The organism is Neisseria sp. LACPHL-SPEC-2024-00856, from assembly GCF_047915665.1.
GTDB classification, from domain to species: Bacteria; Pseudomonadota; Gammaproteobacteria; order Burkholderiales; family Neisseriaceae; genus Neisseria; species Neisseria polysaccharea.
Window position 1 is genome coordinate 163,622 of sequence record NZ_JBLRPR010000004.1, and the last position, 13,708, is coordinate 177,329.

A 13,708-nucleotide genomic window follows, 5' to 3' on the forward strand; every position below is an offset into this window, starting at 1 on the left:
AGAACCGTTATGGCTGTCAACCTGACCGAAAAAACCGCCGAACAACTGCCCGACATCGACGGCATTGCCCTCTACACCGCCCAAGCAGGCGTGAAGAAGCCCGACCATACCGACCTGACACTGATTGCCGCAGCCGCCGGCAGCACCGTCGGTGCAGTCTTCACGACCAACCGTTTCTGTGCCGCGCCCGTCCACATCGCCAAATCGCACCTTTTCGACGAAGACGGCGTGCGCGCCCTCATCATCAACACGGGCAACGCCAACGCGGGTACGGGCGCACAGGGCAGAATCGATGCTTTGGCAGTGTGTGCCGCCGCCGCCCGGCAAATCGGCTGCAAACCGAACCAGGTGCTGCCCTTCTCCACCGGCGTGATTCTCGAGCCTCTGCCCGCAGACAAAATCATCGCCGCCCTGCCCAAAATGCAGCCTGCCTTCTGGAACGAAGCGGCACGCGCCATCATGACCACCGACACCGTTCCCAAAGCCGCCTCGCGCGAAGGCAAGGTCGGCGGCAAACACACCGTCCGCGCCACCGGCATCGCCAAAGGCTCGGGCATGATTCATCCCAATATGGCGACCATGCTCGGTTTCATCGCCACCGATGCCAAAGTTTCCCAACCCGTCCTCCAACTGATGACGCAGGAAATCGCCGACGAAACCTTCAACACCATCACCGTTGACGGCGACACCAGCACCAACGACAGCTTCGTCATCATCGCTACCGGCAAAAACAGCCAAAGCGAAATCGACAACATCGCCGACCCGCGTTACGCCCAACTCAAAGAATTGTTGTGCAGCCTCGCGCTCGAACTCGCCCAAGCCATCGTCCGCGACGGCGAAGGTGCGACCAAGTTCATCACCGTCCGCGTCGAAAACGCCAAAACCCGCGACGAAGCCCGCCAAGCCGCCTACGCCGTGGCACGTTCGCCGCTGGTCAAAACCGCCTTTTTCGCCTCCGACCCCAACCTCGGCAGACTGCTCGCCGCCATCGGTTATGCCGGCGTTGCCGACCTCGATACCGACCTCGTGGAAATGTATCTCGACGATATTTTGGTTGCCGAACACGGCGGACGCGCCGCAAGCTACACCGAAGCACAAGGGCAGGCGGTGATGTCGAAGGACGAAATCACCGTCCGCATCAAGCTGCATCGCGGACAAAGTGCCGCCACTGTCTATACCTGCGACCTGTCGCACGGATACGTTTCCATCAACGCCGACTACCGTTCCTGACCCGACACGGCTTCAGACGGCATCGCCGGCAGGCCGGGCCGTCTGAAAGCCGCTTTTCCCGACACCGCCTTATGTTCCGCACACTTATCCGCAAGCTCCGCCACAAAATCCGCCAAACCCGCCGCATTTCGCACAAAAGCATCGCCTTTGTGTTCCTTCTGGCAGGCTCCGCGCTCGTCGCCCTGACCGCGCTGTTTTTTGCCCATCTTGCCGACTACGCCCTCGAACTGAATGCCGCGTGGGTGCAAAAATACCCGTGGTTCGCGTGGGTAGCGCTTCCTTTGGGTTTGCCGCTTATTGCGTGGTTCACGCGCAAATACGCGCCCTATACCTCGGGCAGCGGCATCCCGCAGGTCATCGCCTCGCTGTCGCTGCCCTACGGCGCACAAAAAACGCGGCTGATCCGCCTCGGACAGACGCTGCTGAAAATCCCACTGACCTTTTTGGGTATGCTGTTCGGCGCGTCCATCGGACGCGAAGGCCCGTCCGTGCAGGTCGGCGCGGCAGTGATGGGAGCGTGGGGAGCGTGGTGCAAAAAACACGGTTTGGCGTTTAAGGGTATGCAGGAAAACGATTTGATGGCGGCGGGCGCGGCGGGCGGACTGGCAGCCGCATTCAACGCGCCTTTGGCAGGCGTGATTTTCGCCATTGAGGAACTCGGGCGCGGCATTATGCTGCGCTGGGAGCGGCAGATTCTGCTCGGCGTACTCGCCGCCGGCTTCATACAGGTCGCCATTCAGGGCAACAACCCGTATTTTTCGGGTTTCAACGGCGGCGTTTTGGAAAATATTTTGATGTGGGTCGTGGCGGCGGGGCTGGTTTGCGGCGCGGCTGGCGGCATATTTGCCCGTATGCTCTATCTGGGCGCGGCGGCAGTTTTCCCGCGCAAAATCCAAGGCTTCGTCCGCAACCGCCCGCTCCTGCTCGCGGCACTGATAGGGCTGCTGCTCGCCCTGCTCGGCACGTTCTACCAAGGCAAAACCTACGGCACCGGCTACCACGAAGCCGCCCAAGCCCTGCACGGCATCTATGAAGCCCCCGTCGGACTCGCCGCCGCCAAATGGCTCGCCACCGTATTCAGCTATTGGGCAGGCATTCCGGGCGGCATTTTCACTCCCTCGCTGACCATAGGTGCGGCTTTGGGCGAGCATATCGCCGCCATCGCCGACATATCGCAGGGTGCAAACATCATCGTCCTCATCTGCATGGCGGCATTTTTGGCGGGCGCGACACAATCCCCGATAACTTCCGCCGTCATCGTTATGGAAATGACCGGCGGGCAAAGCCTGCTGTTTTGGATGCTGATTGCCTGCATTTTCGCCTCGCAGGTTTCGCGCCAGTTTTCGCCGCGTCCGTTCTACCACGCATCGGGAATGCGCTTCCGCCAGCGCGTGCTTCAGGAAACCGCCGCCCAAACCGGCAATGCGCCCGCAAGACCGCAAACCGCAAACAGCAAAACAGGAATGCCGTCTGAAAATTAAAACGCCCCCAATCAAATGACGGCAGCCGCCTTGATTTGAATACCGTTCCGCCGCTGCTTGAAACTTCAACAACAATGCCGTCTGAACGACAGAATGCGGTTTTCAGACGGCATTTCCCCATCCCGATATTGCCCGAACCCAACCAAAGCGTTTGCTATAATTCTATTTTTTACCGCACACGCACCAATCATGTTTCCCGATTTCTCCCAAACCCTCTCCAAAGACCGCCACTTCCTGCAATCCGCCTTCAAAAATCCCAACAAATACGGCGGCTTGTCCAAAGTCGAAGAAAAATACCGAAAATCGCACGAAATCTTTTTGAAACGTTTGGCCGCCTTGCCCAAACCCGAATTCGACAACACCCTGCCCGTTCACGAGAAGCTCGACGAAATCAAAAAAGCCATTGCCGAACATCAGGTAACGATTATTTGCGGCGAAACCGGTTCGGGCAAAACCACGCAGCTGCCCAAGATTTGTTTGGAACTCGGGCGTGGGGCGGCAGGATTGATCGGGCATACCCAGCCGCGCCGTTTGGCAGCACGTTCCGTAGCAGAGCGGATTGCCGAAGAACTGAAATCGGAAATCGGCAGCGCGGTCGGTTATAAAGTGCGCTTTACCGACCATACCTCGCGCGATGCCTGCGTCAAGCTGATGACCGACGGCATCCTGCTGGCGGAAACCCAGACCGACCGTTATCTCGCCGCCTACGACACGATTATCATCGATGAAGCACACGAACGCAGCCTGAACATCGACTTCCTCTTGGGCTATTTGAAACAGCTGCTGCCGCGCCGCCCCGATTTGAAAGTCATCATCACCTCGGCAACGATAGACGCAGAACGCTTCTCCCGACACTTCAACGGCGCGCCCGTGCTGGAAGTGAGCGGGCGCACCTATCCTGTTGAAATCCTCTACCGACCGCTGACCGGCAAAGACGAAGACGACGCAGAAGTCGAGTTGACCGACGCGATTGTCGATGCAGCCGACGAATTGGCGTGCTACGGCGAAGGCGATATTTTGGTGTTCCTGCCGGGCGAACGCGAAATCCGCGAAGCCACCGAAGCCCTGCGCAAATCCACGCTGCGCCGCAACGACGAAATCCTGCCCCTGTTCGCACGCCTGTCGCACGCCGAACAGCACAAAATCTTCCACCCCTCAGGCTCGAAACGCCGCATCGTACTGGCAACCAACGTCGCCGAAACCTCGCTCACCGTGTCGGGCATCAAATACGTCATCGACACCGGCCTCGCGCGCGTCAAACGCTATTCCGCACGGGCAAAAGTGGAGCAGCTTCATATCGAAAAAATCTCCCAAGCCGCCGCCCGCCAACGCTCCGGCCGCTGCGGCCGCGTCTCCGCAGGCGTGTGTATCCGACTGTTTTCAGAAGAAGATTTTAACAGCCGCCCCGAATTTACCGACCCCGAAATCGTCCGCAGCAACCTCGCCGCCGTCATCCTGCGCATGGCAGCATTGAAACTCGGCGATGTGGCGGCATTCCCGTTTTTAGAAATGCCCGATTCACGGTATATCAATGACGGTTTTCAGGTGTTGTTGGAGTTGGGGGCGGTGGAGGAGATGATTTAAAGACGTAAAATAAATAGCAGATTAAATTACTAAACCAGATAAAATACATCACTGAAGCCATTAAACAAGGAACAAAGAAATGAATTTATGGACACAAAAAAGCATCGATTTAGCAGGGCAAAGTAATTATTTAGATCAACTGTATCGTGTTTATCCTATGTCGGTTAATGTGCGCCGAGAGTTATCCGAATCCACGCAAAATGAAATTCGTACATACCTCAATAATCAAAACGGTAAAAATCTACTTAATGTTTTATTAGAACAAGAGATTTTCCCTATTAAAGACAGTTATGTCGCTTATTTGAAACGCGATAAAACGGCAATAAACCGCAATCCTGCTACTGTAAGCCGCTTGGCTGGTATGCTGATTGAAATGGGATTTGATGAAATTTTAGATAAAACTACTGTCCCAAAAGAAACCAATCGCCAAATTGGACCATTGTTTAAAAATTGGATTTCAAGTGGTGCATTGGGGGTACCTGTTACTGATGACGTAGAAAAATTTCTTAGCTATCAGGAAAATATTGTATTTAATGCGAGTGATAAAGCTATGCAGAATTTCGCCAAAGATCATTTAGGTTATCAACATGAAAAGGGGTTGGATTTTATTGCTAAATTTAATAACAAATTCATTATTGGAGAGGCAAAATTTCTAACAGATTTTGGCGGACATCAAAATGCTCAATTTAATGATGCTATTACCACCATGCGAGCTCCATTAGCTGAATCAGATTATACCGTCCAAACGATTGCTATTTTGGATGGCGTACTTTACATCAAAGGTCAGAATAAGATGTTCAAAGATTTAAGTAGTTTTAAAGATAACGAGGTTGTTATTTCTACCGTTCTGTTACGTGATTATTTGTTTTCGGTGTGAGATATGCAGTTGATTTACGAGCATAAGCAGCTGGAAACCCAAATCTTGGAACGCTCCCGACATATTTCTCCTTTATCGTTAGGCAACGATTTGTCTCTTTTATTCTTGGGCGATAATTTTTATGCACTGTCGGTTTTGCTCAATAGCGGTTATCGGGGAAAAATTGATCTGATTTATATTGACCCACCCTATAACACGCAGCAGGTTTTCATGATATCGGGAAATCGGGCGAATACGATTAGCCGCAGCAATAATGGAACAACCGCCTATGAAGACAACCGCCCATTACCTGAATATTTGGAATTTATGCGCGAACGCTTGATTTTAATGCGTGAATTGTTGTCGCCCTGCGGTTCGATTTATGTACATATTGACAGCAAAGTGGGACATTATCTGAAAATTTTGTTAGATGAAATTTTTGGAGCAGAGAATTTTAAAAATGATATTGCCCGCGTGAAATCTAATCCGAAAAATTTTGCCCGCCGTGCATTTGGCAATGAGAAAGACGTAGTGTTGTTTTATGCAAAAAACACAAAAAAGAATATTTTCAACCAGGTAACCATCCCATTAACTGATAACGATAAAATTGAGATGTTTCAAAAAATTGACGAATCTGGACGGCGTTACAACACCGTGCCTGTTCATGCGCCAGGGGAAACGCAAAACGGTGAAACAGGCGAAATGTGGCGCGGTATGCTCCCTCCGAAAGGACGACATTGGCGCAGTCCACCGAACGAGTTAGAGAAACTAGACGAACAGGGTCTATTGGAATGGTCTAAAAACGGCGTACCGCGTATCAAGAAATTTGCCGATGAACACAAAGGTAAGAAAATTCAAGATATTTGGCGATATAAAGATCCTGCCTATCCCATTTATCCAACCGAAAAAAATGCAGAAATGTTAGAAATGATTATTCGACAGTCATCAAATCCTGATTCTATTGTGTTGGATTGCTTTGCGGGCAGCGGTTCAACTTTATTGGCAGCGCAGAATTTAAATAGGCGTTGGATAGGTATTGATGCTTCATTAGTAGCCATTCAAACCATACAAGACAGATTTGGGCTGTTGCCGTTTCAGTTTATTAATTTAGAAAATATATGATTTCAGACTACCTGAAATCCTTTAACCAAACCACCATGTCAAATACCCGACACCACTGCACCATACCACTCAGAAACACCCCCCGCTACCGACTAACCAAACTCGGCGAACAAATGGCGCGCCTGCCCATCGACCCGAAAATCGCGCGCATTTTGTTGGCAGCGAAGAAGCACGACTGTATGGCGGAAATATTGGTGATCGCGTCCGCGCTGTCGATTCAAGACCCGCGCGAGCGGCCGCTGGAAGCACGCGATGCTGCCGCCAAGTCGCACGAACGCTTTACCGACAAGCAATCCGACTTCTTGGCCTATCTGAACATTTGGGACAGCTTCCAGCGCGAGCGCGACAAAGGTTTGTCCAACAAGCAGCTGGTGCAGTGGTGCCGCCAATATTTTCTGTCGCACCTGCGTATGCGCGAATGGCGCGAGCTGCACCACCAGCTTACCCAAACCGCGATTGAAATGGGTTTGACCACGAAAGAAGCCGCGTTTAGGCAACCTCCTACCCAAGAGCAATTAAGGCCGTCTGAAAGCCAGGGCGACCAAGATTTGGCGGCCAAGCTCAAACAAAAACAACTGGATAAGAAACAACACCGCGCCCAAATCCGTGCTGCCAAAGAAGCCGGTTACGAACAAATCCACCGCGCCCTGCTGACCGGCCTCATCGCCAATGTCGGCATGAAATCACCCGACGGCAACGACTACACCGGCGCGCGCGGTAGCCGCTTCCACCTTTTCCCCGCCTCCGCCCTGTTCAAAGCCAAACCCAAATGGGTGATGGCGGCAGAATTGGTTGAAACCACGCGCCTTTACGCGCGCGACGTCGCCGTCATCCAGCCCGAATGGATAGAGCAGGAAGCGCCGCACCTCGTCCGCTATCATTATTTCGAGCCGCACTGGGAGCAAAAACGCGGCGAAGTCGTCGCCAGCGAACGCGTTACGCTTTACGGCCTGACCGTATTGCCGCGCCGCCCCGTGTCTTACGGCAAAGTTGCACCCAAAGAAGCGCGCGAAATCTTTATCCGCAGCGCGTTGGTGGCACAGGAATGCGATTTGAAAGCGGACTTTTTTGTCCACAACAAAAAGCTGATTAAGGAAATTACCGAACTCGAACACAAATCGCGCAAGCAAGATGTACTGGTCGATGACGAAGCACTGTTTGCGTTTTATCACGAACGGCTGCCCGATTTTTATACGGCGGATGCGGTTTCAGGCAGCCTGCATCCTGCAAATCCGCAGCAAACCACCCCCTCCCCCGTGGAGGAGAGCTGGGGAGAGGGCAAAACAGTTGCCGCACAAACCAACTTTTCCGCAACCGCAACAAACCCTCTCCCTAACCCTCTCCCACAGGAGAGGGAACAGAGTGCCGCAGTTCCAACGGTTTCAGGCAGTCTGAAAACAATGTCTTGCGAAGCAAGGCTGAATTTCTGCGAAGCTAAAACTAAAACCGAAAGCAGCCTGCACTCCCAAAGGCTACCTGAAAACCACACACCCCAGTTTTCAGACGACCTGTGTCCTGCAAATCCGCAGCAAACCACCCTCTCCCCCGTGGGGGAGGGCTGGGGAGAGGGCAAAACAGTTGCCACACAAACCAACTTTTCCGCAACCGCAGCAAGCCCTCTCCCTAACCCTCTCCCACAGGAGAGGGAACAGAGTGCCGCAGCTTCAACAGTTTCAGACTACCCCAAACCCAAAAAGCAGCCTGCACCCCAAAAAGGCCGTCTGAAACCTTTGCCACTTGCCGATATCCGCACCTTTGAAGCCTGGCTCAAAACCGCCGAGCGCAACAATCCGCGCCTGTTGTTCCTCAGCCGCGACGATTTGATGCAACACGCTGCCGCGCACATTACCGAAGAGCAATTCCCCAAATTCTGGCAAACCGCAGACGGCAAGTTCAAACTTTCCTACCGCTTCGAGCCGCACCATCCGCTCGACGGCGTTACCCTCACCCTACCGCTGACCGTCCTCAACCGCCTGCACGCGCCGTCGCTCGAATGGCTGGTGCCCGGTATGTTGCGCGAAAAAATCCAGCTGCTGATTAAAGCTCTGCCGAAGCAAATCCGCCGCATTTGCGTGCCCGTACCCGATTTCATCACACAATTTTTAAGCCAAAACCCTGATCGCAACGCCCCCATCCTGCCCCAACTTGCCCAAGCCATCTCCAAAACCGCAGGCGACATCCGCATACTCGAGCAAATCAACCAAGACGAATGGGCCGCGTTCAGGCTACCCGAACACTGCTATTTCAACCTCCGCATTATCGACGACGGCGGACAAGAGCTTGCCGGCGGCCGCAAACTGCATGAATTGCAACAACAGCTCGGCCAAGCCGCCGCCGTTACCTTCCGCGACAACACCCAAGAATTCGAGCGCGACAACGTCACCGCATGGGACATCGGCACCCTGCCCGAATCCATCAAATTCGCACGCGGCAAACAACAGCTCACCGGCTATCTCGGTCTGCAAAAAGAAAAAGACGGCCGCATCGCCCTGCGCCTGTTTGACACATCTGCCGCCGCCGAACAGGCACACCGTCAAGGCGTAATCGAATTGATGAAGCTGCAATTAAAAGAGCAGGTAAAAGATCTGAACAAAGGCATCCAAGGCTTCACCCAAGCCGCCATGCTGCTCAAACACATCAACGCCGACACCCTGCGCGACGACCTCACCCAAGCCGTCTGCGACCGTGCCTTTATCGGCGAAGACGAGCTGCCGCGCAACGAAAAAGCCTTCAAAGAGCAAATCAAACGCGCCCGCAGCCGCCTGCCCGCCGTCAAAGAAGCCCTCAGCCGCTACTTGCAGGAAACCGCCGCCGCCTACGCTGAACTGAATAGCAAACTCGGCAAACATCCATTGACCCACCTCCTAAGACTACGCCTGCAAACCCTGCTCGCCGCCGGCTTTGCCAGCCATACCCCGTGGGCACAATGGCCGCGCCTCCCCATCTACCTCAAAGCCATGACCCTGCGCCTCGAAAAATACAGCAGCAACCCCGCCCGCGACGCAGCCCGCGAAGCCGATATTCAAGAGCTGGAACAAATGTGGCAGGAAAAAACCGACAGTTTGGTGAAACAAGGACAGCCCGTTTCAGACGGCCTCGCCGCGTTTAAATGGATGATTGAAGAATTGAGGGTGTCGCTGTTTGCGCAGGAATTGAAGACACCGCATCCGGTATCGGTGAAGAGATTGTTGAAGGAGTGGGAAAATATTAGTTAACTTTATTAAGGAGTATACACATGAGTAAGATTTATAATTTTGATAAATTTTCTATTATTACACCAATTGATAACAATCAAAGATTTCAAGAATCTTTTGATTTTAATGTGGTCAAGTATCAGTCCGATATTTATGAATTTATAGAGTTGGTAAAAAAATCTTCATCATCAGAAGAATTACTTTATTGCATTAGACAAGGAAACATTGATAAAAATACACGTATGTCTTTCCTAAAATTATTTAGACGATGTGTATCAACAGTTATTGATACAGAAACCTCAAAGAAAATTAAAAAAATACCTACAGAAAAACTTATTGAAACATATGGCCATACTTTTATAGATATAAAATATTTAAAAAAATTTTTTGAAGAAATATCATCAGAACAGTTTTCTTCTCTATGTTGTTTATTGGCTGAATATGATACAAGAGGCAGTTCAGGATACGAATTGACAAGAATCTTTTTTTCGTGGTTTAAACAAAATTTTTCTAATGATTTTTTAATTGATGGACCAGAAGCAGCAGGAAAAGATATTGAATTATCCTCAATATTACCTGACTTTACGGAGAGTAGTTTTCCATGCGACTTTGTTATTAGAAAGAAAATAAATAATGAAATTGTTGCAGTGGGTTTCTCGCGTTATGATTCTACACGCGGTGGAGCACAATCAGATGACAGGACAGGAGGGAACTCTTTAAAAGTTCAAAAACTTAAAAGTTACAAAATTTGTAGCGGTAAAATTATCAAAATTATTTTCTTATCAGATGGTCCAGGTTTAATTCATAATGACACATGGAAAGAAACTTGTATGCTTGCAGACTCATGGGAAGATAATGCCCGAGTAACAACATTAAAATTAGCCCATATCATTGTTACTCGGGAATGGTTATTATCGTAAGATACTTTCTATATCTATAGAAAAATATTCGTAAACGTCTTTATCACATAATAATCTAGCCTGATTAAAAATATTACTTTGGGCTACTTCTAGTCGTTGAATGCAATGCTTAATTGCATTCAACGACTGGTCAATTCCAATAAATTGCCTCTGTTCATTTTTTGCAGCTATTAAAGTAGTTCCAGAACCGCAAAATGGATCTAAAACGACGCTATCACTATTACTACTGCTTCTTACAATCATCTCTAACATTGAAAGGTTTTTTTCAGTTGGATAGCCAGTAATCTTAATGCTCTGGTGATGTGCATCTCGAAAATCATGCCAATAATCTCCCAGTGGAATTTTTTTATCAGGCGTTAGATAAACTTTACGACGTGGATTACCTGTTTTTGACCAATATATTTCTCCATTTTTATCCATTTCATCCAATTTTTCAGGAGTATATTGCCAATGCTTTCCTTTTGGAGGGAGCATGCCTTTCCATTCTTTCCCTGTTTCACCATTCCTGATGCCTGGTGCATGAATAGGTACTAATTTATATTGACCCTTATCATCTATTTTTGGATACTCTTTTTTTATCCAGTCTTCAGATGGAACTGTACCTTGAGGATTCCATATAAAATTATTATTTTTAGAATAAAACAATATAAAATCATTCAAATTCGGAAATTGATTTTTTGTATAATTCTTACTGCTACATTTTTTTCTGGTAATAATATTTCTACAGTTACTAATTCCAAAAATCTCGTCCATGACTACTTTGAGATAAGGCAACATTTGATGGCCTATATGTACATAAATAGAACCATTATCAGATAGCACCTCTCTTAATAGTATTAATCTAATCCTCATAAACTCAATATATTCTGATAAATCAAATGAATCACTATAAGCATGATTATTGTCTTTTGAAAAAAAATCAAAACCTGTATTATAAGGAGGATCTAAATAAATTAAGTCCACCTTTTGATTATAGTTTATTAATGAGTGAATTGCGAATAAATTGTCTGAAAAAACAATATCATTATTAAGGATTTTACAAGTTTCCTCTCTACTATTATTCAGTACAATGTACGTATTATCTATTGGTTTTAAAATTTCTGACTCAAGGTTCTTTGAAATATAGTTTAAGGAAACATTCTCATATCTAGGTATAAAATATGGTTGTTTACTTTTTAACATAGCAGAGATTGATTTTTCAGAATCAGTTGATTGAATAACACCAGTAGCCATATCTTTATCATCTATTTATTAATGAAGAAGGTATTATACCTAAATTTGGTAACCAGTGGTTACCAAATTTAGAGAGAGGGGGTGATCTATATCCACACGTAGCAAGCCGTAGCCTACATCAAACCAAAGGCCGTCTGAAAGTACTATCCAACTTTCAGACGGCCTTTTTTATATTCATATCCCTATTTATTTTTCTAACCGTGCAATCAATTCGTCGGCCAAGTCGAGATAAGCCTGGGTGCCTTTGGCGTGAGCATCGTAGGCGAGGGCGGGGAGGCCGTGGCTGGGGGCTTCGGCGAGACGGATGTTGCGGGGGATGACGGTGTCGAAGTGTTGTTTGAGCTGTTCGCTGACTTCGACGACGAGGCGGCTGCGGCTGTCGTACATGGTGCGGACGATGCCGGTTACGTCGAGGTCGGGGTTGATGGCTTGGCGGATTTTGCGGACGGTGGCCACGAGGTCGGAAATACCTTCGAGGGCGTAGTATTCGCAAAGCATGGAGATGATGATGCCGTTGGCGGTGACTAGCAAGCCATAGCCCGCATCCAATCGCATGCGCGCCTTCGGGCACACAACACCCTACCTGTGAATTACAAAGAATCTTAAATTTATGCGTAGGGTGTGTGTAGTACGCACGCACGTGGTCTTTCTAAACTACTTCCCTTTCCAACCAAACTAAAGATCGTCTGAGACCCATTTGCAGACAACCTTTTGCCACTTTATAAAGCAAAGATTCCCACACATCTCCCAAACGTCGTCTGAATCAGTAAACTTCCCATATTTCAAAAACTTCTTGGAAGCCAACCATGCCCCACATCGCCGAACGCGGACTGCTGTATTTTCAGCAGGGCAAAGTTGGTGCTGTCCAAAAAACTTCTGCAGGGCGTTATCAGGCGGAGGTGTGCGGTTCGGAAAACTATTGGATATGACTGAAGCTGGATAGTGATTTGTACATTAGGGACAGGAGCTGCGATTGCCCTTATGTCTAAAGGTACAAACATACCTTAACTTACTATATTGCATAGGCAAAATACAAGCCTATAACGAATTGGAAACAAAATGCCGTCTGAAAACATCTTCAGACGGCATTATAAAATCTGTTTAACCTTTCAGATTAGTAATGTACACCCCGATACAATTTTTGCTACCATGCCCCATAAATCCACGGCTAAAGATATCCTTATTATGCCCTATGATTTATCGAAACGACTTGTAATCGGCTTAGCATCAAGCGCCCCATTCGACTTATCCGAATCGGATAATATATTTAGAACGGAAGGGGCAGAAACCTATAGGCAATATCAGAGGGAAAAACAAAACCATCCCCTAAAAAAAGCGTTGTCTTTCCATTTATCAAAAACTCTGTCAATCAATGAAATAAACCCAAACGATCCACCGATTGGGTTTATTCTTTTATCCGGAAACAATACAGATACGGATTGCGGGTCATAACTATAGGCTTAATATTACACGATTCTCATTCCCTCAAGGCGGAAACCCGCACAAATATTGAAACACTATCGATTGATTTGTAAACAAGCCTACTTAAGTAACTTGCAGTCCTTATCATTTCCTTTAAAATAATCCAACCCATCATTACACGAACTAGCGGACTTCTTGCAAATAAAGGTTACTAGATTTTCATTCATCTTAATAATAAAAGGATTTTTATCTTTATCTATGGCTACCGCCTTCAACATAAATTTACTGTCTAAAGCCCCGCGCGCGATTCCATTCAAACGGATACAAAAGCCTTCTGCTTCTTTAATCGGCAAACTTGGCCATTTGGTAGATGTTTGTTTAAACCTCCCATTCTGCAGATAAAACTTTTCCATAAAATGTGCATTTTCTAACAAGACTGCCCGCACTGCATTTATCTTTGCTTTCTCAACATAATTGCGATAGCTCGGATAAACAATTAAAGCAAGTACAGACAATATCAAGACCACTGATATTAATTCAACCAGCGTAAACCCCCGATTATCAGTCATTACTTTACTTCCAATAAGAACAGATTATTCAACATATTTCTTTGAACAGACTTACTATCCCATTCAGCAGTATGCATATTTCCCACTCTATTTTTTA

At 48.2% G+C, this 13,708-nt stretch carries 11 protein-coding genes and 1 pseudogene; 9 read left to right on the forward strand and 3 right to left on the reverse strand.

Annotation, left to right across the window (positions count from 1 at the left end):
* The first annotated feature begins 9 nt into the window (after nucleotides 1–9).
* From argJ to ACNAU7_RS05660, 7 genes are all read left to right on the forward strand, one after another.
* A complete protein-coding gene (argJ, locus tag ACNAU7_RS05630) occupies nucleotides 10–1,230 on the forward strand; it encodes a bifunctional glutamate N-acetyltransferase/amino-acid acetyltransferase ArgJ (protein ID WP_416301364.1) in 1,221 nt (406 codons plus the stop codon).
* A 71-nt stretch (nucleotides 1,231–1,301) separates the two neighbouring features.
* The gene (locus tag ACNAU7_RS05635; protein ID WP_416301366.1) at nucleotides 1,302–2,711 is read left to right on the forward strand and encodes a chloride channel protein; all 1,410 of its coding nucleotides are present in this window, start codon (nucleotides 1,302–1,304) and stop codon (nucleotides 2,709–2,711) included.
* Between the two features lie 189 nt (nucleotides 2,712–2,900).
* Complete coding sequence (hrpA, locus tag ACNAU7_RS05640; RefSeq protein ID WP_416301396.1) at nucleotides 2,901–4,295, forward strand: ATP-dependent RNA helicase HrpA; 1,395 nt, start codon at nucleotides 2,901–2,903, stop codon at nucleotides 4,293–4,295.
* A gap of 79 nt (nucleotides 4,296–4,374) precedes the next feature.
* Entirely contained in the window at nucleotides 4,375–5,172 is a 798-nt protein-coding gene (locus ACNAU7_RS05645) for a restriction endonuclease (RefSeq protein ID WP_308185894.1), read from the forward strand.
* Between the two features lie 3 nt (nucleotides 5,173–5,175).
* Nucleotides 5,176–6,273: a site-specific DNA-methyltransferase gene (locus ACNAU7_RS05650; protein ID WP_080611062.1), complete on the forward strand. Its 1,098-nt coding sequence runs from the start codon at nucleotides 5,176–5,178 to the stop codon at nucleotides 6,271–6,273.
* A 35-nt stretch (nucleotides 6,274–6,308) separates the two neighbouring features.
* Nucleotides 6,309–9,488, forward strand: a complete 3,180-nt coding sequence (locus tag ACNAU7_RS05655) for a DUF3418 domain-containing protein (RefSeq protein ID WP_416301369.1) — start codon at nucleotides 6,309–6,311, stop codon at nucleotides 9,486–9,488.
* A 20-nt stretch (nucleotides 9,489–9,508) separates the two neighbouring features.
* The gene (locus tag ACNAU7_RS05660) at nucleotides 9,509–10,387 is read left to right on the forward strand and encodes a hypothetical protein (protein ID WP_107863647.1); all 879 of its coding nucleotides are present in this window, start codon (nucleotides 9,509–9,511) and stop codon (nucleotides 10,385–10,387) included.
* Here the strand turns inward: ACNAU7_RS05660 and ACNAU7_RS05665 are convergent.
* A complete protein-coding gene (locus ACNAU7_RS05665; RefSeq protein WP_107863646.1) occupies nucleotides 10,379–11,620 on the reverse strand; it encodes a site-specific DNA-methyltransferase in 1,242 nt (413 codons plus the stop codon). The genes ACNAU7_RS05660 and ACNAU7_RS05665 overlap by 9 nt on opposite strands.
* A 186-nt stretch (nucleotides 11,621–11,806) precedes the next feature.
* Nucleotides 11,807–12,148, reverse strand: a pseudogene (locus ACNAU7_RS05670) (ParA family protein); the annotation flags it as partial.
* A gap of 278 nt (nucleotides 12,149–12,426) precedes the next feature.
* On the opposite strand from ACNAU7_RS05670, the gene ACNAU7_RS05675 reads away from it, so the two are divergent.
* Both ACNAU7_RS05675 and ACNAU7_RS05680 read left to right on the forward strand, forming a co-directional pair.
* Complete coding sequence (locus tag ACNAU7_RS05675) at nucleotides 12,427–12,549, forward strand: hypothetical protein (RefSeq protein WP_416301371.1); 123 nt, start codon at nucleotides 12,427–12,429, stop codon at nucleotides 12,547–12,549.
* 130 nt (nucleotides 12,550–12,679) lie between these two features.
* On the forward strand, nucleotides 12,680–13,072 hold the full coding sequence (locus tag ACNAU7_RS05680) for a 5'-nucleotidase (protein ID WP_234403258.1): 393 nt from the start codon (nucleotides 12,680–12,682) through the stop codon (nucleotides 13,070–13,072).
* Between the two features lie 89 nt (nucleotides 13,073–13,161).
* Here ACNAU7_RS05680 and ACNAU7_RS05685 read toward each other — a convergent pair whose 3' ends face one another.
* On the reverse strand, nucleotides 13,162–13,611 hold the full coding sequence (locus tag ACNAU7_RS05685; RefSeq protein ID WP_416301374.1) for a type IV pilin protein: 450 nt from the start codon (nucleotides 13,609–13,611) through the stop codon (nucleotides 13,162–13,164).
* Nucleotides 13,612–13,708: the final 97 nt, after the last annotated feature.

Coding starts and splice junctions, on each gene's coding strand:
- argJ (WP_416301364.1), top strand. CDS start 10: ATGGCTGTCAACCTGACCGAAAAAACCGCCGAACAACTGCCCGACATC.
- ACNAU7_RS05635 (WP_416301366.1), top strand. CDS start 1,302: ATGTTCCGCACACTTATCCGCAAGCTCCGCCACAAAATCCGCCAAACC.
- hrpA (WP_416301396.1), top strand. CDS start 2,901: ATGTTTCCCGATTTCTCCCAAACCCTCTCCAAAGACCGCCACTTCCTG.
- ACNAU7_RS05645 (WP_308185894.1), top strand. CDS start 4,375: ATGAATTTATGGACACAAAAAAGCATCGATTTAGCAGGGCAAAGTAAT.
- ACNAU7_RS05650 (WP_080611062.1), top strand. CDS start 5,176: ATGCAGTTGATTTACGAGCATAAGCAGCTGGAAACCCAAATCTTGGAA.
- ACNAU7_RS05655 (WP_416301369.1), top strand. CDS start 6,309: ATGTCAAATACCCGACACCACTGCACCATACCACTCAGAAACACCCCC.
- ACNAU7_RS05660 (WP_107863647.1), top strand. CDS start 9,509: ATGAGTAAGATTTATAATTTTGATAAATTTTCTATTATTACACCAATT.
- ACNAU7_RS05665 (WP_107863646.1), bottom strand. CDS start 11,620: ATGGCTACTGGTGTTATTCAATCAACTGATTCTGAAAAATCAATCTCT.
- ACNAU7_RS05675 (WP_416301371.1), top strand. CDS start 12,427: ATGCCCCACATCGCCGAACGCGGACTGCTGTATTTTCAGCAGGGCAAA.
- ACNAU7_RS05680 (WP_234403258.1), top strand. CDS start 12,680: ATGCCGTCTGAAAACATCTTCAGACGGCATTATAAAATCTGTTTAACC.
- ACNAU7_RS05685 (WP_416301374.1), bottom strand. CDS start 13,611: ATGACTGATAATCGGGGGTTTACGCTGGTTGAATTAATATCAGTGGTC.